Origin of the sequence: Bacillus gobiensis, assembly GCF_001278705.1 — a bacterium.
GTDB classification, from domain to species: domain Bacteria; phylum Bacillota; class Bacilli; order Bacillales; family Bacillaceae; genus Bacillus; species Bacillus gobiensis.
In genome coordinates, this window is the sequence record NZ_CP012600.1 from 4,384,906 (window position 1) to 4,411,889 (window position 26,984).

The window sequence follows — 26,984 nt, forward strand, 5'->3', positions numbered from 1 at the left end:
ATCTACCGTAATGATGATCACTTTATCTTTGATATATGAGACCCTTCGTTAAACCCTGTCAATTTTTTAAAATCCTGTAGAATATTGTGTCGGAACTTTTGTTTCTTTTTTCAATTGCTTAGCAGCTTCCAATGTCCAATAAGGATTTCTCAGCATACCTCTTCCGACAGCAACCAGATCTGCTTCTTCGTTCCCGATAATTGCATTTGCTAACTTTGGATCATCCAGTCTGCCGACAGCTATCACCGGAACCTAAAGCGCTTCTTTGATCTGTCTAGCTAACGGCACTTGATAAGCTGCATGTGTTCCTGGTCTTCCCCAAGCTGCGATTTGACCTTCTCCACCAGAAGAAATATCAAATATATCCACTCCAGCTTCCTGATAAACTCGAGAGAATGCAATACTTTCGTTTATTCCATAGTCACCTTCTACATATTCCTTTGCAGAGATACGCATCATTAGAGGCATATCGATAGGTATTTCCGCTTTAGCTGCTTGAATGATTTCCCGGCCAAACTTGGTTAGATCCTGTCCATATTCGTCCTCCCTATTATTTGTAAGTGGGGAGTGGAATTGATGGATTAGGTAACCATGGGAGAATTTATACAAAACAAAGCAAAACAACTTGGATATAATTATGTTTCTGCTTTCCTTTTAGAAAGTGCAAAAAGCCATTTTAAATTAAATGTTGATATGAGCGTTTATAAAAATTTAGCAAGAGAAATAAATTACATTGGAAAAAATATTAACAGCTTAATCCGCAGGATAAATACAGACGGATTTTATTCAGATAGTGACATTGATTTTTTAAAAACAAATCAAAAAATCATCATAAATCTAATGAATAAAGAATATGACAGGCTTCTCAACTTGAAGAAGAATTTCAACAGTGAAAATTTAAATTTAAATGACAAGGAAAATTTAATAAAAGCATTACAACAAAAACAATTAGAAGTACCCAAAAAGATTGTTTTAGAGGAAATATATGAACAGATAAAAGATGACTTTATTTATGTTGTTCAAGCACTCGAGAAGTCACCACAACAAGACAAGGAAATTGAGGATTATGTTTGGGAGTATTTATATGGAGATACAATTTTCTCACTGGATAATGAAAAGCTTATTGAGTTTGCAAATGAGATATTTATATATACTCAAAAATTAAAAATGAAACTTGCAAAATTAGATAATATTTTTGATGATGATGATTGGTTTTCATTTAAAGAAATATTAGATAAATACGAGGTTTATTAAGCAGATTCTTTTTGGAGGTATCCGAATGTCCATTGTCAAGATTCAACCAGTAAAAGACCTGAAAGCCGTAGTTAATTACAGCCTTCAGGAACACAAAACGAATGAAGAATTGGTAACCTCTTATGAATGTGATGTTGAAACAATCGAAAGGGATTTTAAACTTACTTTGCTTGATTACAATGAAAAGAATAATAGCAATAAAAAATTATCAGCAAGAATGATTATCCAATCTTTTGATGGTGATGATAATTTGACACCTGAACAAGCACATCAATATGGAGTTGAATTAGCAGAGAATTACTTCAAAGGCAAACACCAATATACCGTTATCACTCATACCGAAACAGATAACCTTCATAACCATATTATTTTCAACTCGATTAACTTTCAGGACTTAAAAATGTTTGATAGCAGCAGGCAACATTCACTGTATGATTTAAGAAGGGAAAATGACAGAGTATCTAAAGAACATGGCTTATTCATTATTGAAAATAAAGGAAAGAAAAAGGATAAATATTTAGCATTTAATGAGTATGTTTCAAGGGCTAAAAAGAAGTCATTTAAAGGAACATTAGAAGGAATTATTGACAATACTATTCAAAAAGCTAATTCATTTGAAAATTTTTTGAACCTGATGGATCAGCAAGGATATGAAAGCAAACAAGGAAAATATTTATCTTTCAAAAATCCAAAATCAAATAAATTTATGCGAACAAAAACATTAGGAATCAACTACTTGGAATCCTCAATCAAATATAGGATTGAGAATAAAGAATATGGTCCTATTAAGCAGTCGGTAATTGATAAACAATGGATCGACAAATCACAAGCAAAATTCATAAATAATAGAGGTTTGAACAGGTGGGCCACGAAAAAAATATCGACTATTTAAATGAGATCAGCAGCCAATTGTATAAGAAAAATATCACACTGGAAGAACTTAATGAGCTTGAATTAAAGAAAGATCATTTAATCGAAAACTTTAAAAAACAGCTTACTTTATTTGATGATGAAATATATAAACTGGATAAAATGAAAGATTGTTTTGCTGTTTATAAAAACAGCTATTCATTAATACAGGCTTATAAAAAGTCCGAAGATAAAACTCAATTTAAACAAGAAAATTATTCAAAATTTAAGCAATATGATATTGCAAAACGGAATATGAGTTATCTAAAAAAACAATACAGTATTACTGATGAATCCAGCCTTTATGCTAAAGTGTCTATGCTTAAACAGGATCGCAATATATTTTACGGGAATCTCGGGAAAAATGCAGAAAAGCAAAGAGAAATTCAAAGGGAAATGCAGCATCAAGAGCAAGTTAAAAAGAGACAACAGCAGAAAAAACAGGATATCGAGAGGTGAATTTCAAAGGAAAAGGGGCATCTATGTTATATTTCTTACTATAAGGGCTAGTTAGTAGTAGTGGATAGGTTACACTTAGTTGGACAGAAAAGTTAAGGTCATATACACTTGATTCAAATAAAAACTTAGGAAATCAATATGACGAAAAGAGAAAGAAGAACATTCACAAAAGAGTTTAAAGAACAAATTGTTCAGTTGCATGCTTCAGGTAAACCAAGGAGTGAAATTATCAAAGAATATGACCTGACGCCTTCGGCCTTTGATAAATGGGTTCGTCAACACCAGACATCTGGTTCCTTTCAAGAAAAAGACAATCGTACCCCTGAACAAGAAGAGTTAATAAGACTTCGTAAAGAAAATCAAAAGCTCATGATGGAAAACGATATTTTAAAGCAAGCTGCGCTGATCATGGGACGAAAGTAGATGTGATTAGAAATAATCGTCACAAATACTCGGTATCAGCAATGTGTGCCGTCCTGCAACTTCCAAGAAGTACGTATTATTATGAATCCAAAATTCGTGAGAACAATGAAGAAGAACTGACGAATATGGTGATAGATATCTTTAAAAACAGCCGAAATATTTATGGACAGAGAAAGATCAAAAAGAGCTTGAAAAGCTTGGGTGTCAAGTCTCACGACGTCGTATTGGACGAATCATGAACGAGCAAGGTCTTGTCTCGAAGTATACAGTCACAAGCTGTAATGAGTCGGAAGTAGAAAATGTGTTAAATCGAGAATTTGAACAAGACCAGAAACTCAAAGTGATTGTGAGTGATTTAACATACGTTCGAGTCCAGCAGAAATGGCATTATATCTGTATATTAGTTGATTTATATAATCGGGAGATTATCGGATACAGCGCTGGACCACAAAAGAATGCAGAATTGGGACAACGCGCCTTCGCCACAGTAAAATACAATTTAAAGAGCCTTAAATTATTCCACACAGATCGTGGCAAAGAGTTTAAGAACCAAGACATAGATGAGGTATTAGAAACGTTTGAAATCGAGAGATCTTTGAGTGAAAAAGGTACACCGTATGACAATGCCGTCGCTGAAGCAACATTTAAAACAATCAAAACCGAATTCATTCATGGAAGGGTTTTCTCTAACCAGCAAGAACTTGACCTTGAACTTTTTGATTACGTGAACTGGTTTAATAATATCCGAATACATGGATCATTGGACTATCAAACACCGTCTGGATTCAAGTTAATGCACCTTTAAAAATTTGCCCAGTTTAGTGTTGACATACCAAGATGTCACAGAGGAAGACATCCCTACCTTCTTCGAGCAAGAAACTCGATTCTACCGCGAACTATATCGCTGCCTTCACAGCTAAGGACCCATCGGATAAGGATACATTTATGGACCACTGGACAAAAATTATAGCCGACGAGACTATTACCATTAAGACTATCATTTTCAATGGAAAAGTCTCGGGTCACATCTCGAACTTTGAACAGTTCGGTGAACCTGGAGTCAGTTATTGGATTGGAAAAGAATATTGGGGTCAGGGGATTGCAACTAAGGCGTTATCTGAGTTTCTGAATTATATTAAGATACGCCCGCTTTTTGCTCGTGCCGCCAAAGACAACATTGCCTCCATTCGGGTCTTGGAAAAATGCGGATTTAGAATTACCTCTGAGGATAAGGGTTTTTCCAACGCTCGAGGAAAGGATGTTGAAGAATTTATTCTGAAGCTTGAACAATTTTATGTTAATCAATAACGTAGAACCATTTGAGCTTAAAAAAACCAGCTTTTTTTGGTTGGTTTTTTCTTTCGTTTATTCAACAAACGGGTGCTTTAGTTGAAGATCCAGAGGGGCTGATAACAGCTCTCCTTTTTTATTCAATAATTGGGCCAGAATGTTCATTCGTTCGTTTCCAATGTCACAAATCAGAGTCTTACCTTGTTATATGGATGAAACGTAAAAAAGGAGCTGAGGAATGATGAAAGACTTGACATGTATCATTATCGGAGGCGGCCATATTGGGCTTGGAGCGCTCAAAGCAATAAAGGAAAAAACTCGTGGGATAGCGAACGGACGTCGAATTCGGTTTGTTTTGATCGATAAGCAGTCTGGCCATGTGCGCAAAATACTGTTGTTCCGGCCAGCCGTATGTGAGGAAGATATTGTCGTTCCGTGGACACATTATAAGTTTTTTGAGGGGGTCGAATTTGTCCAAGGTGCAGTTACGTTTGTAGATAGTGAGAAAAAGCAGATTCAATATGAGGATGTGCAAGGAAATAGTGTCCAGATGAGCTATGACCTTTTAGTTGTAGCGGTTGGTAGCGTCGCTCGGCAACCTGATCCTGATCAAGGGGGCATCTCTTTGAACGATCTGGATACTGCGGCAGTCATCCGCGAACGCTGGCGCGCTAATTTACGGCAGGCGGTTCGTGAGTCAGATCCAAAAGAGAGAAAACAACTGATGACAGTCGCAGTTGCGGGAGCAGGTATCAGTGGAATTGAGACAGCCGCTGAGTTGGTGCTAGAGATGCAGAAAGAAGCATCGTCACTAGGGCTAAATCCGTCTGATATCTCGGTTTATTTGCTAAGTGCACAGGAGAGATTGTTTATGGAAGCTCCTGAGAAAGTTGGACGAAAATTGGATCAAATACTTAGCGAATCTGGAGTGACAGTGATTTATAACCGTAAAGTGCTAGGGGAAAAAGCAGGAGTAGTGACGCTTAGCAATGGAGATCGTCTGTCGGTTAGCCTGTGTATATGGACAATTGGTCTGATACCAAATCCTGCTCTGCGCAGTATGGGCTTACCACTTACTTCGGATGGTCAAGTTGTGGTGGATGAATCTTATCGCGTTCAAGGTGCACCAGGCGTATATAGCATTGGCGACTGTACGAGAATAGTCGACCCGAAGACTGGCAAAGTGGATCGGATGAGATGCGGAGATGGTTCGTTACAGGCAGAACGATTAGGGAAAGTTGTGGTAGCTGATCTAGAGGGACGCACTGCGCCGGTTCACAAATCGATGGTCGATGTCTTCTGCATGGGTTTAGGGGAAAATCGTGGATTGGTATGGGGAAACAAATGGGGAATGAATATGATTTTAACGGGAAAAATTGCATGGAAAATTAGAAAAGTTGCCTGGGATGGTGGTAGTAGGCTTTTATAACGAAGATAATATTTCAAAGTGCCCGGAAAGGGGAGACAGAGAATGGAGGAACTATACGATCAATATCGAGCGCTGCTGTTCACACTGGCTTATCAATTGACAGGTTCTGTGGCAGATGCAGAAGACGTGGTACAAGACGTATTTTTCAAGGTGTATGATGCACGTCTGGAGCACTTGGAAGAGCCAAAAGCGTATTTATGCAAAATGGTAACCAATCGCTGTCTCAACCTTCAAAAGTCAGCACGGAAAAAGAAGGAAGTGTATGTCGGCCCATGGCTACCCGAGCCGATTCGAACACCAGAGTCGGAAACGATCGAGATGACAGTCGTTCGCCGCGATCTGCTTTCTTATGCCATGCTTGTACTATTGGAGCGGCTGACGCCGACGGAACGGGCAGTTTTTGTTCTACGTGAAGCATTAGGCTTCCCATATTCCGAAATCGCGGAACTACTCGATAAGCAAGAGGCAAATTGCCGCAAGCTGATGAGCAGGGCAAAAAGCAAAATAGGGCTATCTGAGGAGGGGGCCGTTTTAACCGAAGCGGTCGACTCAAAATGGGTTAGCCATTTCCTGGCGTCTCTCGAGCAAGGGGATATCGATCATGTGCTGTCTCTGCTAACCGAAGATGTCATGTTTATCGCCGACGGAGGCGGAAAAGTAACTGCATTCAAGCGTCCAGTGCAAATGCGAAATCAAGTGGCTCGCGTTCTACTCAAAGGGTTTGAAGACATAGCTTTCTATTTTCAAGAAAAGGTTCACTTTGAGATTGTCCCTCTAAATGGAGAGGCTGGTATCATCGTCCGTGCAGGAAATGAAATCGTGGCCGTTTTTTTGCTACAATCTCGCGGTGGAAAGGTTGCTAGCATTTACGCTGTAAGGAATCCAGATAAGTTTACCCGTGTTTAGGATAAAGATGATTCACCTCAAATAAAGGATATCCCAGTAACCATTTTGGCTTATTCAGCAATCGGGTGCGATTGTTGAATAAGTAAATCCCCATTCTGTTTCATTTAACACACATTAGAAAAACAGACCTCTAGTTTCTGAGGTCTGTTTTCATTCTTTACCCATAAATCACCCACAATTATTTTAAAAAGTGTGAAACGATATGAACATAGAATTTATAAAAAGCTTATTGCATCAATGTTTAGAAACGTAATGAAATGTTTTGAAAAACAAAAACTAATCAAATTCGAAATGGAAGGTTCAATTGGATAATTCAGACTTACAAAGGTTCGGCGGGAAATCCTGCCGAACCTCTTTTATTTTGCTATCTTCTTTCCTGCAGAAGGGAAAGCTGAATACTACTAAAGGAGTACCCAGGCTACTATTTAAGCCTTGTAATTGTGCAATCATACAGAGTAACGATCTCGATTATTGGATGAATTGGTCATAAATATCCCTACCTTCTATTCGGAGCATAAACGAAATGATTCGATAGGCAGACTCTTTTAGGGTAAGTGACAGGGTAGCTGCTCTAGTCCGCAAGATTACTTCCAATAAAAGTAAAAATGTTTTTTGATAATTTTGATAAGTATTGTTGATAGCTAGCTATGTCGAAATTTATACTGTTTATAAAATGACATAGCGAGAAGAGGGAAACCATTGAAGAGAAATTGGAATCAAAAAGAACTCGACGAACATTTTAGTTTATTACCAAATGAAAATCATTTAGTACTGAGTAAGAAAACAAGTGCAAACCGTATAGGGTTTGCTGTCCTTCTTAAATATTTTCAAAAGGAAGCCCAATTTCCTAACAAGAAGCAAGATGTACCCAAAGATGTCGTTCAACATTTAGCTGATCAAGTAGATGCCTCGGTTGAAGATTTTTTTGACAGCTATGGTTGGGGTGGAAAAGAAAGAAGTTATACAGAACATCGAAAGGCAATACGTAACCTTTTTGGATTCCGAGAACTTACTGCAAATGACAATCATCTTTTTGCAGAGTGGTTAGAAGAACAGGTTCAGTTTACACATGATACCGACTACTTGAAAACCCAATCATACAGTCTTTTTCGCACGTGGAAAGTTGAACCACCTTCCGTAGGAAGTTTGAAGCGAATGATTGAATCTGCTATCGATAACTTTGAAAAGAATTTATATAAAATGACCTATCAGCAACTTTCTCCAAAGACCTGTTCACGATTAGATGCCTTTCTTGAATCCCATTCTGATGAAGGGTCCGATGGTTATATCGAAGCTAAAATTCCTGATGAAGAAAACAACGACATTTTAACCTTTCGCCAGTTACTATCCTCTCCAGGCAAACCAAGTGTAAGTACGATGGAAATGGAAATCAGAAAACTATTAGCCATTCAACATCTTCAAATCCCTGATGGTTTATGTAAACAGATGTCTCCTAAACTAGTAAAAAAATATCGACTTCGTGCAGCTACAGAAACCGTAACGGAATTGCGTGCTCACCCAGCACCCATTCGCTATACCCTTCTTGCCATTTTATTTTCGCATCGTCATGAGGAAGTTATTGATTATTTAGCTGATTTATTGGATGAAATTACGCTTAAATTCGGAAATAAAGCCAAGAACACAACCCGAAAAGAAGCAGTAGAAGAATTAGAAAGAGTCCAAGGGAAAAATAAACATATTGTCAATTTATTAAAAGCAACAGTAGATCACCCAGAAGGGGTCATTCAAAATACTCTATTCCCCATTGTTAGCTCTGATACGATTAGAGATATTATTAAGGACATGACAAAAAATAACCGGGATTACAAAGAAAAAATCTATACGAAAATGCATTCTTCTTACCAAGGGCATTATCGGAATTCCCTTTCTAAAATTTTAAACAACCTTACTTTTGATCAAATAATCAATTTCATCAGCCGATTATTGAGGCTATCCAACTCATTCGGGAGTATGGAGAAAGTGGGCAACGTTATTTTGCTGCTGGAGATGAAGTTCCCATTGAAGGCGTAATTCAGCCAAAATGGAGAGACGTCATTGTCGAGACAGACAGCAAAGGAATTGAAAGGGTAAATCGAATCAATTATGAAATTGCTGTTCTCCAATCACTTCGAACTCGACTTCGTTGTAAAGAAGTGTGGATTGAGGGTGCTGATCGATACCGAAACCCTGATGAAGACTTACCTCAAGATTTTGAAGAACGTAAAGAAGAACATTTTCAAGCATTGAAAGTACCTCTTGAAGCAGATTTGTTTATTTCGGAAATCATACGGTTAATGAAGGATCGACTAACTCTATTGAATCAAGGATTCAAAGAGAACAGTAATCAGCAAGTTGTCATTACGACAAAAAATAATAAAGGCTGGATTCGAGTTTCTCCTTTAGAGAAGCAGCCTGATCCTCCACATTTGACTCAAGTCAAATATGAAATCAAGAATCGATGGTCAGATATTAACTTATTAGATTTGTTAAAAGAAACAGATTTTCATACAGGATTTACTAAACATTTTAAAACTACGGCGGAACGAGAGATTTTAGACCGAAAAACGATCCAACGTCGACTTCTTCTCAGTTTATATGGACTGGGAACCAATACAGGTCTGAAAGCTGTCTCTGCTGGTAGCAACACAGATAGTTATCGGGAACTTCGATATATTCGTAATAAATTTATACATAAAGATCATTTGCGTAAAGCTAATGCGGAGGTTACCAACAATATCATCTACAATCGAATGAAAGAAGTATGGGGGGAAGCTACCACTGCATGTGCTTCAGATTCAAAACATTTTGGTTCGTGGGATCAAAACTTGCTTTCCGAATGGCATCCTCGTTATAAGAGACATGAAGTCATGATCTATTGGCATACAGATCGAAAGTCAGCTTGTATTTATTCTCAGCTTAAGTCCTGCCTTTCTTCGGAAGTTGCAGCTATGATGGAAGGGGTCCTTCGTCATTGTACGGACATGGAAGTAGACCGAAATTATGTCGACACGCATGGACAAAGTGTCGTTGCTTTTGCTTTTTGTCATCTACTTGGTTTTAAACTGATGCCACGCTTCAAAAATATTGGTTCTCAAAAGCTATATCGTCCGGAAGTTGGCATGAATGAGGAGTATCCTCATTTACAGGAAGTTTTAAGTAGACCGATTAACTGGGATCTCATCCGTCAGCAGTATGAACAGATCATTAAGTACGCAACGGCTCTACGGTTAGGAACTGCATCAGCAGAATCGATTTTAAAGCGATTTACCAGAGATACGAAACATCCAACCTATCAGGCTTTATGTGAATTGGGAAAAGCAATCAAAACTATCTTCTTGTGTAATTATTTACACTATGAAGAGATTCGTAGAGAGATCCATGAAGGGCTAAATACCGTTGAACACTGGAACTCCGTTAATAACTACATCTTTTACGGAAAAAATAGTGAGATTCGTTCCAATTCTCTAGAAGACCAAGAGGTGTCTGCATTATCGCTCCAATTGCTTCAAAACTGCTTAGTTTACATCAATACCTTAATGGTTCAAGAGGTTCTATTTGATAACAACCAATATTTGCTGAAGAAAATGACTCCTGAAGATTTTAGAGGATTAACGCCTTTATTCTATAATCATGTGAATCCTTATGGAATTTTCAAACTCAATATGGATCAGCGAATACCTATTAAGTTGAAAGTGTCGTAGTTTTCATTGTTTTGATCGGTGACAAAAAAGCCAGCTAATATCATGGCAAGATTAGCTGGTTTTTGCAATGAAAATTTAGTTACGAAAAGAGTGCAATCCTTACTCCAGAAAACGCCCTTTCCTTGAATAAGAAAAAAGGAACAACAACCACTATTCGCAACATCTCGTGCAGCGTTTTATCGCAAACTAAAAGAAATGGAAAAAGATAATACATAGTAATTGGAAATTTTTCGCATATGGTTCCTCATTCCTCGAATCGTTTCGGTCCTCCTATTAGTATTTACAATTTTAACAGATTTTTGACCAGAACCCTTTAAAAACCCAACTCAAGATTTCAGCGAATAAAAAAGTATATTAATGCAAATAATATAAAAAATATGGTGTAGGACGGGAAGGAATAATATGTATAATTTCAGGAAAACATTTAAGAGGAAAAACAAAAAAATTCTTTTTAACAATCCTGATGATTTCCAACTCAACATAAATCAACTGAGTGTTGATTTACAGGAGAATTTAAATACGATTAAACAGGAGTTTGGGAATACCAGTGACTTAGTCATTCGGAAGTTCATTATTGGCAAATCAACTTCAAAAGAGGCGGCAGCGATTTACATTGAAGGTTTGGCAGACAGTGAACTTGTTAATGAATTCATTACTCACTCTCATTCTTTAATGTTTGAATTATTCCAAACAGGCGATATTAAAGAATCTTATGAAGACAATATTTTTTATTTAACAAAAGAAGTTGCCTTAACAATTGGTCACGTAACAATTGTTATAAATTGGAAGGATGTTGTTTCATCCTTATTAGATGGAAATACAATTGTCCTATTTAATAGTAATAATAATGCTTTGAATATTAGTACAACAGGCGGTGATTATAGGTCTATATCCGAACCTACAACACAAGCAGTGGTAAGGGGTTCCAAAGAAAGTTTTATTGAATCTATTCGCTCCAACACGGTTATGATTCGTCGCAGAATCAAAAATAGAAATCTAAGAATAGAAAAGATTCAAATCGGTGATATGTCTCAGACCGATGTAGTTTTCATGTATATAGAAGGTACCGCAAAAGCCCAACTTATAACTGATGTAAAGCAACGACTAGGTAAAGTAGACATTAATGCAATTATAGAATCTGGACATATTGAAGAGATTATTCAGGATAAAATAATTACTCCATTCCCTACTGTGTTCAATACAGAAAGACCTGATCAATTATCAAGGAATTTATTGGAAGGTAAAGTAGCAATTTTTGTAGAAGGAACCCCGTTTGCTCTTACTGTCCCTACTGTATTTTCCGAATTCTTTAAAACATCTGAGGATTATACCCAACGTTATGATATCAGCAGTTTAATAAGGATATTAAGATATATCGCTTTTCATTTTTCTATATTCAGTTCGCCGTTCTATATTGCATTAATTACTTATCACCAAGAAATCATCCCGACACGTTTTTTGATCAGTCTGATGGCCCAACGTGAGGGGGTTCCTTATCCTGTTATGATTGAGGCTCTGTTATTGGAATTCACTTTTGAAATTTTGAGGGAAGCTGGAATCCGTATCCCTCGAGCTATAGGACCAACAGTCTCGATTGCTGGTGCTTTAATAATCGGTGAAGCAGCTGTATCTGCAGGTCTTGTTTCCCCTACAATGACCATCGTAGTCGCATTAACAGCTGTTTCAAGTTTTGCTATTCCTTCATACAGCATGTCGAATACAACCAGGATACTTCGTTTTATTTTTATGATATTGGCTTCATTTTCAGGGATTTATGGAATAACTTTAGGATATTTTATAATGGTAGCGCATTTATGTAGCTTATATTCATTTGGGGTTTGCTATTTGTCTCCATTTGCTCCTTTTTATTTAGAGAAACAGAAGGATACTATACTCCGTTTTCCGTTTACACTCCTAGATCATGACAATAAGGAGAATAGTAAGGGAAAATGATTTAAGGAAGTAAATTAAAAATTCAGTCGATGCTTTGAGCATTTGTAAAGAGATGATGATATGACAAGCAATTGGTTGAGGATTATGTTCTTATTATTATGTATCCTATTTGTCAGTGCATTCCTTACAGGATGTTGGAATCAAAGGGAATTAGATGAAATTGCCTTGGTCACCAGTATAGGGGTAGATAAAGCGCCGGAAGATGATGCTTATCTTTTTACTTTTCAGATTGTTATCCCTCGTCAAATTTCTTCTGGACAAGGGGGAGGGGGAGGTGAACAGGCCACTGTGACTATCATTTCTCAAAAGGGAGAAACACTATTTGAAGCGATACGTCGTGCATCACAAAAAACACCAAATCAATTGTTTTTTCCTCATTCACAACTGTTTATTTTTAGTGAAGAGGTAGCAAAGGATGGTCTCAAAGACTTTATGGATTTTTTTGAGAGAGATCATGAAATGCGTCCTCTAACAACCATTTTAATCGTAAAAGGAAACGATGCAAAGACTGTTCTCGATATCATGGCGCCATTGGAGAAGATTCCATCTAATAACTTATTAAAAGAAGTTAAGGTGACTGAAGAGAAGTTGGCTTTTAATATAGAAGTTGATATTGATGAGGTAATTCAATCGATTGCCCTCGAAGGCAAAGAACCCTTTATTGGGGGGATTATGCTGATTGGAAATCCTCAGGAAGCAAAGAGTGACAACATTAAACAGATTGAACCGAAAGCCATTGTTGGATCTGATGGAATTGCCCTTTTCCGTGGAGGAGAGCTGCAAGGTTGGCTAAAAGATAATCAAGCTCGAGGTCTGTTATGGGTCCTAGGAAAGGTTAAAAGCACACTGGTTAAGGTTAACTGTAAAAATAAAGAAGATAATATTAGTATTGAGATAATCCGTTCAAAGACGTCTGTACGACCTCAAATAAAAAATGGAAAAACTAAAATTCTAGTTATGATAAAAGCGGAAGCCAGTATAGGGGAAACGGGGTGCTACGTTGATTTTATGAATCCTGATGAATTAGTCTGGATTCAAGAGAAAGTGGAAAAACTGATTAAAAAGGAAGCTAATTCAGCCATTGATATCGCAAAAAGTTATCAAGTGGATCCTTTTGGTTTTGGAGCATCTATTCATAAATCCTATCCTAAACAGTGGGGAAAATTAAAGAAGGATTGGAATCAGGATTTTGCCGAAATCGAGGCTGAGATAAAGACCGATGTGTATATTCGCCGATCCGGCATACGTAACACACCTCTTAAAAACAAATAACTCGATTCAGGTGAAACCTCTAACTGATAACAGGCAACAGAATTTTCAGTATGCCAAAATACGAAGGTGGTAGACTCAAATAGGAAATAAAAAGATTAACTCGCTGCAATTGTTTTGTCTTATAGTATTATTTGATCTTGGGACGGCCCTTGTGGTGAATTTGGGTGCAAGTGCAAAACAAGATGCCTGGCTGGCTATTTTACTTAGTGCAATCCCTGGAGTCTTGCTACTTCTTGTATATGGCTCCCTTCACAAGTTGTATCCAAATCTCCCCTTAACCGGTTATGCTCGAGAAATCGTAGGGAAATGGATTGGAACATTATTAGGATTAATCTTTATTATGGATTTTTTCCATTTAGCCGCAAGAGATCTTCGTGATTATGGGGATTTGCTTAGTACAACTATATTCGATAAAACACCATTATTTATCATCCATGTAATGATGATACTTACTATGATTTATATACTGTACCTTGGTATTGAAGTTCTAGGTAGGATGGCGGAAATTTACCTTGTGATGATGTTCTTCTTAGGTTTTTTGGGGATTATCTCCGTTTTGTTATCAGGGAAAATAAATATATCTCACTTATTTCCCGTTCTAGAATACGGATGGAAGCCAGTCATTATCACTGCATTTCCTTATTTATTTTCATTCCCGTGGACTGAAATGTTATCTTTTACTTTGGTTTTTCCTTATCTAAATAACTCAGGTTCGGTAAAGAAGGTGGGGATTTCTGCTATTCTTTTTAGTGCAATCATATTAAGTTTGACAGCTATTTTGAATATTTCAGTTCTTAGCGTAGATGGTTTTACCAGATCTAACTTTCCACTATTTGAAACTATTAGAAGAGTAAGGCTTATGGAATTTATAGAGCGCTTAGATCCTATTGTCCTCCTCACACTTATTATAGGTAATTTCTTTAAGGTCATTATTTTTTTCTATGCTACTGTTATTTGTATTTCAGATTTATTTAGAATAAAAAACCATAAAAATCTTATTTTTCCTATTGGAATTATCATATTATTAGCTTCACTGACGGTTTCAGGGAGTTTTTCTGAACACATAAAAATTGGACAAAAGTTACTCCCTCCTTATATTCACGTCCCGGTTTCGGCCGTCGTTCCATTATTATTGCTGATAGTAGCACTAATTCGTAGGTATTTTGGATCGCGCTAACTCTTTGTTTGGCCCCTTTTTTTAAAGAAAGGAATAATGCTAATCAGAAAAATTAGGATTAAAAAAATTAAAATGATGTATTGTGCCGTATCCATCATCTGAAATGGGCTTAAAATACTTGAGATAGCAATATCCGTTTTAATTCCAACTAGAAGTTGAAAAGTAAAATCCACAAGATGAATAAGTAAAAGGAATAGTAGAAAGATAAATAATACCTTCAAAAAATCACACTCCCTAAGTAAATAGGATTTTTCTTTTGAAATTTAAAGAAGTGGGAAATAAGCTTCCTTTCGTAATTTAACCATTATGATTGATTTTATGCGATCTCACATTACTAAACAGATCCATTAATCTCCCCTTGTAAGAGCTGAATTTCTTTCATAATCTGTCCTGCTGCTTCGGTAGCATACATGACTAACGGTAAAGAGGAGGCAATATCACTAAAATAATCCCAATAATTCTGTTTCCAATTGAGCAATCTCTACTAGTAAAATGGCTGCTATGTATTATTACAACATATAGAGTATATTGTTGTGCAGTTCATTCGACAATATTCGGACTCAAAAACAATACAGTTTTCGCAAAGGGTAATGTATTGTAGAGACAGAGGAGGACAACAAGATGATTCTCGATGAACGAAGTGCAAACTTACTACGATTATTACAACAATCATCCCCTCTAAAGATGGGTGAACTTGAAGCACAAACCACTCTGACTCGAAGACAGCTACAATATGGTATAGGAAAAGTTAACGACTGGCTTCAATCTCATGGATATCAACCTATTGGCTACGATCGGAAAGTTGGATATTACTTGTCTGATAAAATTCGGGATGAGAATTTGCAAGTAAATCTAACTAAACGCACCTATGTGTTTTCTGAGGTGGATCGAGAAAAGGTCTTTTATCTTATGCTTTTACTCAGTAGGGAGCCGTTATCTGTATATCACTTTCAGTACATCACAGGAGCTTCTCGCAATACAGTATTGAAGGATTTGCAACGGCTTAAGGAAAAGGTGCACTTACTACAACTTCAAATTCAATATTCCAAGCAGAATGGTTACTTGATAAAAGGGGATAGCAGTACAAAGAGATATGTCATAGAACAGATCATACATGATGTATTGCATAGTACAAGTAGTAATCTCATTATTGAATGCATATGGGGAGATCAAAAAGAACTAATTCGTTCTATACAGTTGCAATTGGAACAGATTGAGAAGCAATTAGGCATTACATTTACTGATGAACGACTACAAGAGTTGACCTATTTGTTTTTATGTACAGACCAGCTAATTGGAAAAGGAGAAGGATTGCACTCTATTGATAGCTGGGAAGAGTTGACCTCTACTAAGGAATACAAATTGGTTGAGCAAATGACGCAAACGAATGCCTTTCAATCTGTTTGGAATCAAACTGAACGATTGTATGTAACTTTACACCTACTAAGTATGAATCGAACGAGAGATGTATCCCCGTTACAAGAGGATAATGTCATTCAAGATCTCTTACGAAAAATTATGGAAGAGTTTGAGAAGTTAGCATGCATACAATTGCATGAAAAGGAACTGTTGTATCAACAGTTGTATGTGCACTTTAGACCCGCATATTACCGTATTCAGTATCGCATTTCGATTATAAATACAATGACTGAGAGGGTTCAAAGGGTGTATCCCGAGCTATATCATCTCACGAAAAAATCCTTGTGGCCAGTAGAACAAGCTATAGGTTTTTCTGTTCCAGAAGATGAAGTGGCGTATTTTACTGTCCACTTTGGAGGATGGCTTCGAAGACAAGGAACTACACTAGACGATCGAAAGCGAGCTATTGTTGTGTGCCCAAATGGGGTTGGTATTAGTAATATCTTAATCTATACCCTACGGGAATTGTTCCCAGATATTTTATTTTTAGATGCTTTATCCATAAGAGATGCAGCCAATTACATTTTATCATATGATCTGGTGTTTTCAACTGTGCACCTTAGAACAGAAGCAGTGTTATTTGTAGTGCCGCCCATTTTGGAAATGCAGGACAAGCAAAAGCTGCGCCAGCAAGTGATGCAGGAGTTGTATGGATATACAACACAGAACTTGGACGTTGCTTACTTATTAAAAGTTATTTCTCAATATGCGACAATTCATGAACCGAGTCAACTTGAAAAAGCTCTTCAATCACATATCTATATTCCTACACAAAAAATAAATAAGCATTCATTAAGGGAGGCAGAGAAACCCGTGTTAGAAGAATTACTCACATCACAAACTATTCAATTACAGTCCCGTGTTTCTGATTGGAAAGAGGGCATTCGCGTTGCATCGCAACCTCTTGTAGAATTAGGAACCGTAGAAGAAAGATATGTAGAGGCCATGATTCAATCAATTGAAGTTAACGGACCATACGTAGTTATTACTCCAGGGGTAGCCATTCCTCATTCGCGTCCTGAGCAGGGAGTACGTTCTTTATCGATGAGCCTTTTGAGACTAGATGAAGCAGTAAACTTTGCACCAGATAAACCTGTTCGGCTTATTATTGTATTGGCTGCTGCAGATAGTGAGTCACATTTGCGTGCATTAGTTCAGTTAACACAAATGTTAGGTGAACCATCTAACATCGAGGATATTTTACAAAGTCCAGATAAATCAGTGTTATTAGATTACATTAAGAGATATTCAGAGGAGGAAGCATCATGAAAATTATGGTTGTATGCGGAAATGGATTAGGAAGCAGTTTTATTATGGAAATGAATATAAAAAAGGCATTAACAGAAATGGGAAAAACAGCAGAAGTAGATCATACGGATTTAACGTCAGCAAAAACGGTTCAAGCAGATCTTTTCATTGGTGCTGCGGATATTGTAGGACAATTGAATGATGGAACTCGTACTATTGTTACATTAGAAAATATGATGAGTATTCCAGAAATTAAATCTAAGCTAGAGTCTCATCTATCCTAAAAACAAAACAAAGAGGGGGTAAAAAAGATGTTAGAACTTATTATGAAAGATATTTTAGGAACACCAGCTATTTTAGTAGGACTTTTTGCTCTTGTAGGTTTGTTATTACAACGTAAAGCCACTGCAGATATTGTATCTGGTTCGTTAAAAACAGTAATGGGATTTGTCATTATTGGAGCTGGTGCAGGGGTTCTTATTGGCTCACTCGATATATTTAGTCAAATGTTTAATTATGCATTTAACGTTCAAGGAGTTATCCCAAACAACGAAGCGATTGTAGCTGCTGCTCAAAGTAAGTTTGGAACTTCCACTGCGCTTATTATGGTATTCGGGATGATTGTTAATATTCTACTTGCACGCTTTACACCATTTAAATATATCTTTTTAACTGGGCATCATACATTATTTATGGCTTGCTTAATTGCTGTTACATTATCTGTTGGAGGCTTGCAAGGCGCTCCACTTGTTATTATTGGTTCTATTATCTTAGGGTTATGTATGGTGTTATTTCCTGCGATGCTACAACCATTTGTAAGACAGATAACAGGAAGTGATGATTTCGCAATAGGGCACTTTGGAACAATAGGGTACTTTTTATCGGCCGCTATTGGAAAATATTTCGGAAACAAGGAGAAATTAACAGAAGAAATTAAAGTTCCTAAATCCCTTGGATTTCTACGAGATACTTCAGTAGCTGTATCACTTACAATGGTTTTATTCTTTGTTATTGTAGCGTTGTTCACGGGTCAAGATTATATTGAATCACAACTATCAGCTGGTTCTAATTATATTGTATTTTCGCTCATGCAGGCTATTACATTTGCAGCAGGGGTTTTTATTATTCTAGCAGGAGTGCGTATGTTGATTGCAGAAATTGTTCCAGCATTTAAGGGAATTGCAGAGAAAGTTGCACCTAATACTAAACCTGCATTGGATGCACCAACTATCTTTCCATTTGCACCAAATGCTGTAATCATTGGGTTTTTAGTAAGTTTTGCGGCTGGTCTAATATCTATGTTTTTACTACCTGTTGTTGGTTTAAAAGTAATCGTCCCAGGACTTGTACCACACTTTTTTACTGGTGCAACAGCAGGGGTGTTTGGAAATGCTACTGGTGGTCGACGTGGGGCTATGTTAGGATCATTTGCTAATGGAATCCTAATTAGTTTTTTACCGGCTATCTTATTGGCATTTTTGGGAGAAATTGGATTTGAAGGCACAACATTTGGTGATTCAGATTTTGGGATAATTGGAATACTTATTTTATCCATTTTGAAGTTATTTGGAGGGGCATAATACAACAATGTAGCTTCAAAGAGTTAGAATTTCGAGATTTTAAGTTTAGTTGGCTTCGTAGACGTTTACTTATTAGTTAAAGTAAACGTTTTCTAATAAATTAATAAAAAGAGGAGTTGATATTTATGGATAATTTTAATGTAATGGATGAACTTGCAATTAATACGATTCGTACCTTATCAATAGATGCCATCGAAAAGGCCAACTCAGGACATCCTGGTCTACCTATGGGAGCAGCTCCTATGGCATATGAATTATGGACAAATCATATGAATCATAATCCAAATAATTCAACATGGTTTAATAGAGACCGATTTGTTTTATCAGCTGGGCATGGATCGATGTTACTGTACAGCTTATTACACTTATCTGGTTATGATTTATCGATGGAAGATATTAAAAATTTCCGTCAATGGGGTAGTAAAACACCTGGACACCCTGAATTTGGACATACTCCTGGTGTAGAAGCAACTACAGGACCACTTGGACAAGGAATTGCAATGGCAGTCGGGATGGCGATGGCTGAACGTCATTTAGCAGCAACATTTAATAAAGACGGTTATGAACTAATTAATCACTTTACTTATAGCATTTGCGGAGATGGAGATATGATGGAAGGTGTTTCTGCTGAAGCAGCTTCACTAGCAGGACATCTGAAATTAGGACGACTTGTCGTGTTATATGATTCAAACGATATTTCACTCGATGGAGACTTAAACCTTTCCTTCTCTGAAAGTGTAGAAAATCGTTTTAAAGCATACGGATGGCAAGTAATTCGTGTAGAAGGCGGTAATAATTTAGTTGAAATTAATCAAGCAATTGAAGAAGCAAAGAATGATCTAGATCGGCCTACATTGATTGAAGTGAAAACAACGATTGGTTATGGTTCACCAAACTATGCGGGTACATCTGATGTACATGGTTCACCACTTGGAAAAGAAGAAATTAAGCTGACAAGAGAGGCATATAATTGGACATTTGAAGAAGACTTTTATGTTCCTGAAGAGGTGTATAAACATTTTCAATCACTTGTAGTAGAGAAAGGGCAAAGGAAAGAAGAAGAGTGGAATACATTATATGCTGCCTATAAAAAAGAGTATCCTGAATTATCGAAAAAATTAGATAACTCAATCGAAGGGAAACTGCTTGAAGGCTGGATAGATCAATTACCATCGTATGAAAGTGGGACAAGCTTAGCATCACGGGCATCTTCAGGTGAGGCATTAAATGCCATTGCAAAAGCAGTACCGCAATTTTTTGGAGGATCGGCTGATTTAGCAGGTTCAAACAAAACAACTATTAAAGATGCTGGTGATTTTTTTGCAACTGATTACGCTGGACGTAACATTTGGTTTGGTGTACGTGAGTTTGCAATGGGGGCAGCGTTAAATGGAATGGCTCTTCATGGCGGTCTTAAGGTGTTCGGCGGTACATTTTTTGTATTCTCGGACTACCTTCGTCCTGCGATTCGTTTAGCAGCCTTAATGAACTTGCCAGTCACGTATGTCTTTACGCATGACAGTGTTGCGGTAGGAGAAGACGGTCCAACTCACCAACCGATTGAGCAACTTGCTTCTTTAAGAGCATTACCGAATATTAGCGTGATTCGTCCAGCAGATGGAAATGAAACAGTGGCGGCTTGGCAAATCGCGGTGGAATCTACTGAAACTCCGACGGCGCTGATCTTGTCTCGCCAAAATCTCCCTACAATAGCTGGAACGAAGGAACATGCCTATGAGGGCGTCGGAAAAGGGGCATATGTGGTTTCCAAATCTGAAACTGATACACCGCAGGCACTCTTGTTGGCAACGGGTTCAGAAGTGCAGTTAGCTTTAGAAGCACAGAGTGAATTGGCCAAGGAAAACATCCCTGTATCCGTCATTAGTTTTCCGTCTTGGGATCGATTTGAAAACCAATCCAAGGATTACCAAGAATTGGTTCTTCCGTCCCATGTAAAGGCGCGATTAGCAATCGAAATGGGATCATCTTTAGGGTGGGATCGTTATGTAGGAGACCATGGGGACGTGTTAGCCATTAATCGTTTCGGTGCTTCGGGTGCAGAATCCAAGGTCTTGAAGGAATACGGTTTTACCGTAGAGAATGTGGTGTCAAAAGTAAAAGAATTATTGAAGTCTTTACACTTATAAAATGAAAAGTGTTTTTTAAGAGACGGAGGGATAAAAATGGTTGAAAAAATCTTTACAATAACTAGCGATTCTGGAATTCATGCAAGACCTGCGACCTTATTAGTTAGCACGGTTACGCAATTTTCTTCAGAAGTGATACTTGAGTATAAAGGAAAACAGGTGAATTTAAAATCCATTATGAGTGTATTGTCACTAGGAATCCCACAGGGGGAAAAAATTAAAATAATTGCTCAAGGATATGATGCAGTACAAGTGATATCAAGTATTGATGAAAAGATGAAAGAAGAAGGCCTAGGTGTATAAAATCAATTTTAAATTTAATAATACAAATGAAATATGGAGGGTAATATGAAAATTTTTATTGATACAGCAAATGTTGAGGACATTAAAAAGGCTTATAACTTGGGGATTTTATCAGGGGTTACCACTAATCCTTCTTTAGTGGCGAAAGAATGTGTGAAATTCGAAGATCGTATTACAGAAATCTGCCAAGCAGTTCCACGTGTAGAATCTGTATCGGCTGAAGTAACTCCTGATGCTGTGACAGCTGAAGAAATGATTGCTCAAGCTGAAGAGCTAATCAAAATCAACGGCGGGGATGAGAAAGTTACAATTAAACTTCCTATGACATTAGCTGGTTTAGAGACTTGCCGTTATCTTGCAGATAAAGGTGTTAAAACCAACGTTACGCTTATCTTTACTGTAAACCAAGCACTCTTGGCTGCACGTGCAGGTGCCACATATGTTTCTCCATTCTTAGGGCGTTTGGATGATATTTCTGAAGATGGTGTACAATTAGTAGCCAAAATTGCTGAATTATTCCGTGTTCACCACTTGGATTCACAAATTATTGCAGCTTCTGTTCGACATCCAGATCATGTAACTCGTGTAGCTATGGTTGGTGCTCACATTTCAACTCTTCCTTATAGTGTCATTGAGCAGCTTTCTAAGCATCCACTAACAGATCAAGGGCTGGAGAAATTCTCTACTGATTGGGAAAAAGCCAGTAACAAATAAATAATTTTCTTGAATTAATGAATGACTTTTAATAGAGGTTTCAGAAATAAAGTAACCAAATATTAATAAAATATAGATATATATAGAAAGAACCCTGGTTAGATTCGATTTTCAATTTCTTCTTTGTATAAATTAGATAAAAATAATTGTAGCATTAATGAGTTAGATAGATTGTAAAGAATACATGTTTAAAGAGTTTTTTTAAGTAGACAGCCTAAGGTCTTATCAAAAGACAGTAGGCTGTTGATGTTTTGACCTATCTGTTTACAGTTCAAAAAACTTTGGAATAGGTAATTGACTTTTCAATTTATGGGGGAAGTAGATGGATGGTTAAGTTTAAAAAGCGCTTGATATTTCAACTTATTTACGCTGTCGCTATTTCTACTTTATTAATATATATTGTAAATTCTCATGTAATGACAAGAAGCCTAAGGTTGTTGTCGTTTTAAAAGCAATAGAATCTGAGTCAGAGTATTGGAAAATAGTAGGGGCTGGAGCAAAAAAAGCCTTTCAAGATTTTAAAATAGATGGTCAAGTGATTGCTCCTGATTTGGGAATCACAAGTCTCAGAACAAGTAGATATACTAAAAAATGTTCTAAAAACAAAGCCGGATGCACTGATCGTTGCCTCGATTCAACCTTCTGCGACTATTCCTATTTTAGAGGAATATAAGAAGAACAATATTCCTGTATTGCTTGTGGATACAGAAGCAGATTGGAATGGACAGACAATGTATATAGGGACAGATCACTATGAATTAGGTAAAAAAGCAGGAGCACTATTGGGCTCTATGTTGCAGCCTGGGAGTCAGGTAGCACTTATTCATTCAACTATCGTCAATCCTGATATGGTTAAGCGTCTGAAAGGTGCTAGGGATGCTTTGGAAGCTATTGGGATCGGGGTTGTCAAGGAATTGCCGGCTGATAACGAATCGGGGGAAGTAAAGTTAGCAGTCAGAAATATTTTGCAGACGTTTCCTAACATCAATGGTGTGTTTGCTGCTAAGGATATAATTGCGATCGATACCTTGAAAGAATTTACAGAAAAAGAGCTTCAGATCCCAGTCGTTGGAACGGATGGTACCATGAAGATGTTAAAGGAAGTTGAAGAGGAAAGGATAAGTGCTACTATAGCTCAAAATCCTTATGACATGGGATATATAAGCGTTGAGAAAGCACTTAAAGCGATAATGGGAGACCAACTTGAAAAAAGGATTGATAGTGGAGTGGATATTATGATCAAAGAGAATTCGGAAGAAAGAATAGATTTTTTAACAACTAGATTAAAATAGAGATATTTCAGTCTAATTGGTACCTACAAGACATGCAATACCAAATTCGGATTCATTTGCAAGTTTAATCGCATCTTCATCAACAAGAGTGGAGGATTACAATTATGGTCGAAAAAATCTATACCATTACAAGTGGATCAGGACTTCATACTCGTCCGTCAACATTATTAGTAAACACAATTACTTCATTTACTTCAGAAGTTTTTATTGAGTATAAAAACAAACAAATTAATTTAAAATCAATTATTGGTGTGATGTCACTTGGAATCCCTGAAGGTGCAAAAGTGAAAGTCACTGCTGAAGGGTACGATTCAGTACAAGTAATCGAAAGCATTGATATGGTCATGCAACAAGAAGGGCTTGGTGTATGGTGACAAATACAATTGATATAACAAAGACAATGATTGGAATTGCTGCATCAGAGGGTATTGCAATTGCCAAAGCTTTTCGCTTAGAAACCCCAGAATTAACAATAGAAAAAACAGTAGTAACGGATATTGATGCAGAGGTAGGTCGTTTCGAAGAAGCGCTTACGCAATCAAAAGCAGAGCTTGAAGTGATTAAAGAGCATGCTCGTAAAGAACTTGGAGAAGACAAAGCAGCGATTTTTGCTGCACATCTTCTTGTGTTAAGTGACCCAGAGCTTAGTAATCCTATTAAAGATAAAATTAAAAGTGAACGAGTAAATGCTGAATTTGCTTTACATGAAGTGGCAACTATGTTCATTACTATGTTTGAATCCATGGACAATGAATATATGAAAGAACGTGCCGCAGATATCCGTGACGTGACAAAACGTATATTAGCTCATCTTTTAGGGGTCACGATTGCAAATCCGAGTATGATTTTCGAAGAGGTTATTATCATTTCGGAAGATTTAACACCTTCAGATACAGCCCAATTAAATCGTCAATATGTAAAAGGTTTTACAACCGATATTGGAGGCCGTACATCTCATTCAGCGATCATGGCTAGATCTATGGAAATTCCAGCTGTTGTCGGAACGAAAACAGTCACAGGACATATCGAAAACGGCACCTTAGTTATTGTTGATGGGATAGATGGCAAGGTAATTGTAAATCCGACTCCAGAAGTCGTAAAAACATACGAAGAGAAAAAAGCTATGTATTTAGCTCAAAAAGCCGAGTGGACAAAGCTTGTAAATGAGCATACGGTGTCAGCTGATGCTCACCATGTTGAACTTGCAGCCAATATTGGGACACCTGAAGATGTAAAAGGGGTTTTGAAAAATGGCGGGGAAGGAGTCGGTTTATACCGGACAGAATTTTTATACATGGGTCGTGACCAGCTACCTACAGAAGAAGAGCAGTTTGACGCATATAAATCGGTGTTAGAGCAAATGGAAGGCAAGCCGGTAGTGGTTCGTACGTTAGATATCGGGGGAGATAAAGAACTTCCATATCTTGATTTACCAAAAGAAATGAACCCATTTTTAGGGTATCGTGCGATTCGTTTATGCTTAGAATCACAGGATATATTTCGAACACAGTTACGCTCCTTATTACGTGCGAGTATCTATGGAAACTTAAAAATTATGTTCCCTATGATTGCCACACTTGATGAGTTCCGCCAAGCAAAAGCAATTTTAATAGAAGAAAAAGAGAAGCTTGAATGTGAGGGAATAACTGTTTCTGAGAACATAGAAGTAGGAATGATGGTGGAAATACCATCATCAGCGGTAATAGCTGATCTTTTTGCAAAAGAAGTGGATTTTTTCTCAATCGGAACAAATGATCTGATTCAATATACATTAGCTTCTGACCGTATGAATGAGCGGGTATCGTACTTATACCAGCCATACAATCCAGCTATTCTCCGTCTCATTCATATGGTGATTAAAGCTGCCCATAAAGAAGGAAAATGGGTAGGCATGTGTGGGGAGATGGCGGGGGATGAAATTGCGATTCCCATTCTACTTGCATTAGGATTAGATGAGTTCTCCATGAGTGCTACATCCATTTTAAAAGCTCGTTCCCAAATCAGTCAGTTATCAAAGGAAGACATTGAACAGTATGTAGAATCCATTCTTTCCATGACCACAACAGAAGAAGTCGTTTCTTTGATTAAAAATCGATTTTAAACAAAGAAATATGGAAATCTCATAAATAATTAATGAGGTGATAAAATGACTGGGAAGATGATCTTTTTTGATATAGATGGAACACTACTTAACCATGACAAGAAAATACTTCTTTCAACAAAAGAGGCAATTCAAGCTTTAAAAGAGAAAGGACATGAAGTAGCAATCGCAACGGGACGTGCCCCATTCATGTTTGAAGACTTATATGGGGAGGTGGCGAGGTTGCTTCCGCGGATGGATTGCGTTTTGTCACTCCAGTGAAATCTGTACATTCCGGTCCCAACCCTAAATATTTCGGTACAGGTCGTACAGCCAAGAGAAATTATGACCGATACAGCTGGTTATAGTGATATCATCTTTGGGCTCTTTGGATTGTTAGGTTATCAATTTAGCCCACGTTTAGCTGATGTTGGTGAGTCACGTCTTTGGCGTTTCCATTCCACGTCAGACTATGGAATTCTGAATCAGTTATCCAAAAGTCGTATTCGTGAAGACTTGATACACCGTCATTGGGAGGATATGCTTCGAGTTGCTGGCTCTCTTAAACTTAATAAAGTAAATGCAACTCATCTTATTCAGGCGTTGCAACAGAATGGAAAACCTACCATGTTAGGACGAGCAATCGGAGAATTTGGGCGGATTTTTAAGACACGTTATCTACTATTATACTTACATGATGAGAACTATCGTCGCAAAATTCTAACACAATTAAATAGAGGAGAAGCAAGACATAGTTTGGCAAGGGCTGTATTTTACGGAAAGCGAGGAGAGCTTCATCAATCCTATCGAGACGGCCAAGAAGATCAATTAGGTGCATTGGGTTTAGTCGTAAATGCTATTGTAGTCTGGAATACTCGTTATATGGAATCCGCACTACAAGTTCTTCGCAATCGTGGCAACGTTCTTGATGAGGATAATATTTCTAGGCTTTCTCACTGCAAAAATAAGAATGTGGCTGCGAATAGAAAATAACAATAAATTTGTACGTAGTAAAGGAAAGGTAAGAGAAAGTGTCGAGCAGTTCCTAAAAGATAATTACAAAATGGAGATCATAGCTAACGAGTATATAATCTACGTCCCTTATACAACTGTCGATGCGTTAAAAAAGACAGTGTATGATATTCTCGGTGAATTAGATAGTGAGGCTGATATGAGGAATTGTTTTATTGAAGCAGATGTTTATTGCGATGAATTAGGACTCTCATGGTAATTTCAAGGATTTCTTTTTCATTACCATATTAAATAAGTAAATTACTTTTATTGGAATAAATCCTGCGGACTAGAGCAGCTACCCTGTCACTAGGCCTAATAGTAACATCTAAATCATTAGCTAATTCTATTAAAGTTAGACCCTTTGACTCTCTAAACATCCGAATAATTGATCCTACATACTCTTTCAACCCTGAC

At 37.3% G+C, this 26,984-nt stretch carries 18 protein-coding genes and 6 pseudogenes; 23 read left to right on the forward strand and 1 reads right to left on the reverse strand.

Features of this window, described 5'->3' with window-relative positions:
* Positions 1-66: 66 nt before the first annotated feature.
* Positions 67-597 (reverse strand): annotated as a pseudogene (locus AM592_RS22040) (oxidoreductase); the annotation flags it as partial.
* Here AM592_RS22040 and AM592_RS22045 point away from each other — a divergent pair.
* The 23 genes and pseudogenes from AM592_RS22045 to AM592_RS25270 all read left to right on the forward strand — a co-directional run bounded on the left by AM592_RS22045 (position 592) and on the right by AM592_RS25270 (position 26,787).
* Positions 592-1,254 carry a hypothetical protein gene (locus tag AM592_RS22045; RefSeq protein WP_053605757.1) on the forward strand — a complete coding sequence of 221 codons (663 nt, stop codon included), beginning with the start codon at positions 592-594 and terminating at the stop codon, positions 1,252-1,254. The pseudogene AM592_RS22040 and the gene AM592_RS22045 overlap by 6 nt on opposite strands.
* 25 nt (positions 1,255-1,279) lie before the next feature.
* Complete coding sequence (locus tag AM592_RS25260; RefSeq protein WP_312883839.1) at positions 1,280-2,146, forward strand: relaxase/mobilization nuclease domain-containing protein; 867 nt, start codon at positions 1,280-1,282, stop codon at positions 2,144-2,146.
* A gap of 17 nt (positions 2,147-2,163) precedes the next feature.
* A complete protein-coding gene (locus AM592_RS25265; RefSeq protein ID WP_312883838.1) occupies positions 2,164-2,622 on the forward strand; it encodes a hypothetical protein in 459 nt (152 codons plus the stop codon).
* 138 nt (positions 2,623-2,760) lie between these two features.
* Positions 2,761-3,850, forward strand: a pseudogene (locus AM592_RS22060) (IS3 family transposase).
* Between the two features lie 4 nt (positions 3,851-3,854).
* A pseudogene (locus AM592_RS22065) lies at positions 3,855-4,353 on the forward strand (GNAT family N-acetyltransferase).
* 223 nt (positions 4,354-4,576) lie between these two features.
* Positions 4,577-5,764: an NAD(P)/FAD-dependent oxidoreductase gene (locus AM592_RS22070; protein ID WP_053606220.1), complete on the forward strand. Its 1,188-nt coding sequence runs from the start codon at positions 4,577-4,579 to the stop codon at positions 5,762-5,764.
* Positions 5,765-5,806: 42 nt separating this feature from the next.
* On the forward strand, positions 5,807-6,670 hold the full coding sequence (gene sigJ / locus AM592_RS22075) for an RNA polymerase sigma factor SigJ (protein ID WP_053605759.1): 864 nt from the start codon (positions 5,807-5,809) through the stop codon (positions 6,668-6,670).
* A 699-nt stretch (positions 6,671-7,369) separates the two neighbouring features.
* Positions 7,370-10,371: pseudogene (locus tag AM592_RS22080) on the forward strand (Tn3 family transposase).
* 402 nt (positions 10,372-10,773) lie between these two features.
* Positions 10,774-12,324, forward strand: a complete 1,551-nt coding sequence (locus AM592_RS22085) for a spore germination protein (protein ID WP_053605760.1) — start codon at positions 10,774-10,776, stop codon at positions 12,322-12,324.
* Between the two features lie 60 nt (positions 12,325-12,384).
* Entirely contained in the window at positions 12,385-13,596 is a 1,212-nt protein-coding gene (locus AM592_RS22090) for a Ger(x)C family spore germination protein (protein ID WP_053605761.1), read from the forward strand.
* A gap of 103 nt (positions 13,597-13,699) precedes the next feature.
* Positions 13,700-14,773 (forward strand): GerAB/ArcD/ProY family transporter, encoded by a 1,074-nt coding sequence (locus AM592_RS22095; RefSeq protein WP_225970420.1) that lies wholly within the window; start codon positions 13,700-13,702, stop codon positions 14,771-14,773.
* A 621-nt stretch (positions 14,774-15,394) separates the two neighbouring features.
* Positions 15,395-17,461 carry a BglG family transcription antiterminator gene (locus tag AM592_RS22105; protein ID WP_053605764.1) on the forward strand — a complete coding sequence of 689 codons (2,067 nt, stop codon included), beginning with the start codon at positions 15,395-15,397 and terminating at the stop codon, positions 17,459-17,461.
* Positions 17,458-17,724: a PTS sugar transporter subunit IIB gene (locus AM592_RS22110; RefSeq protein ID WP_192841125.1), complete on the forward strand. Its 267-nt coding sequence runs from the start codon at positions 17,458-17,460 to the stop codon at positions 17,722-17,724. Before AM592_RS22105 ends, AM592_RS22110 begins: the two co-directional genes overlap by 4 nt.
* A 27-nt stretch (positions 17,725-17,751) precedes the next feature.
* On the forward strand, positions 17,752-19,020 hold the full coding sequence (locus tag AM592_RS22115) for a PTS ascorbate transporter subunit IIC (RefSeq protein WP_053605766.1): 1,269 nt from the start codon (positions 17,752-17,754) through the stop codon (positions 19,018-19,020).
* A gap of 125 nt (positions 19,021-19,145) precedes the next feature.
* Positions 19,146-21,167, forward strand: a complete 2,022-nt coding sequence (tkt, locus tag AM592_RS22120; RefSeq protein ID WP_053605767.1) for a transketolase — start codon at positions 19,146-19,148, stop codon at positions 21,165-21,167.
* 36 nt (positions 21,168-21,203) lie between these two features.
* Positions 21,204-21,470, forward strand: a complete 267-nt coding sequence (locus tag AM592_RS22125; RefSeq protein ID WP_053605768.1) for a phosphocarrier protein HPr — start codon at positions 21,204-21,206, stop codon at positions 21,468-21,470.
* A 45-nt stretch (positions 21,471-21,515) separates the two neighbouring features.
* Entirely contained in the window at positions 21,516-22,184 is a 669-nt protein-coding gene (fsa, locus tag AM592_RS22130) for a fructose-6-phosphate aldolase (RefSeq protein ID WP_053605769.1), read from the forward strand.
* Between the two features lie 539 nt (positions 22,185-22,723).
* A complete protein-coding gene (locus AM592_RS22135) occupies positions 22,724-23,476 on the forward strand; it encodes a sugar ABC transporter substrate-binding protein (protein ID WP_053605770.1) in 753 nt (250 codons plus the stop codon).
* Between the two features lie 104 nt (positions 23,477-23,580).
* Positions 23,581-23,850 carry a phosphocarrier protein HPr gene (locus AM592_RS22140; protein ID WP_053605771.1) on the forward strand — a complete coding sequence of 90 codons (270 nt, stop codon included), beginning with the start codon at positions 23,581-23,583 and terminating at the stop codon, positions 23,848-23,850.
* A 26-nt stretch (positions 23,851-23,876) separates the two neighbouring features.
* Positions 23,877-25,577, forward strand: coding sequence for a phosphoenolpyruvate--protein phosphotransferase (gene ptsP / locus AM592_RS22145; RefSeq protein ID WP_376773412.1), 1,701 nt, complete (start codon positions 23,877-23,879; stop codon positions 25,575-25,577).
* Positions 25,578-25,622: 45 nt separating this feature from the next.
* Positions 25,623-25,793: pseudogene (locus AM592_RS22150) on the forward strand (HAD hydrolase family protein); the annotation flags it as partial.
* Positions 25,781-26,531, forward strand: a pseudogene (locus AM592_RS22155) (Tn3 family transposase); the annotation flags it as partial. The pseudogenes AM592_RS22150 and AM592_RS22155, both read left to right, overlap by 13 nt.
* A gap of 88 nt (positions 26,532-26,619) precedes the next feature.
* Positions 26,620-26,787 carry a hypothetical protein gene (locus AM592_RS25270; RefSeq protein ID WP_312883837.1) on the forward strand — a complete coding sequence of 56 codons (168 nt, stop codon included), beginning with the start codon at positions 26,620-26,622 and terminating at the stop codon, positions 26,785-26,787.
* The last annotated feature ends 197 nt before the right edge of the window (positions 26,788-26,984 follow it).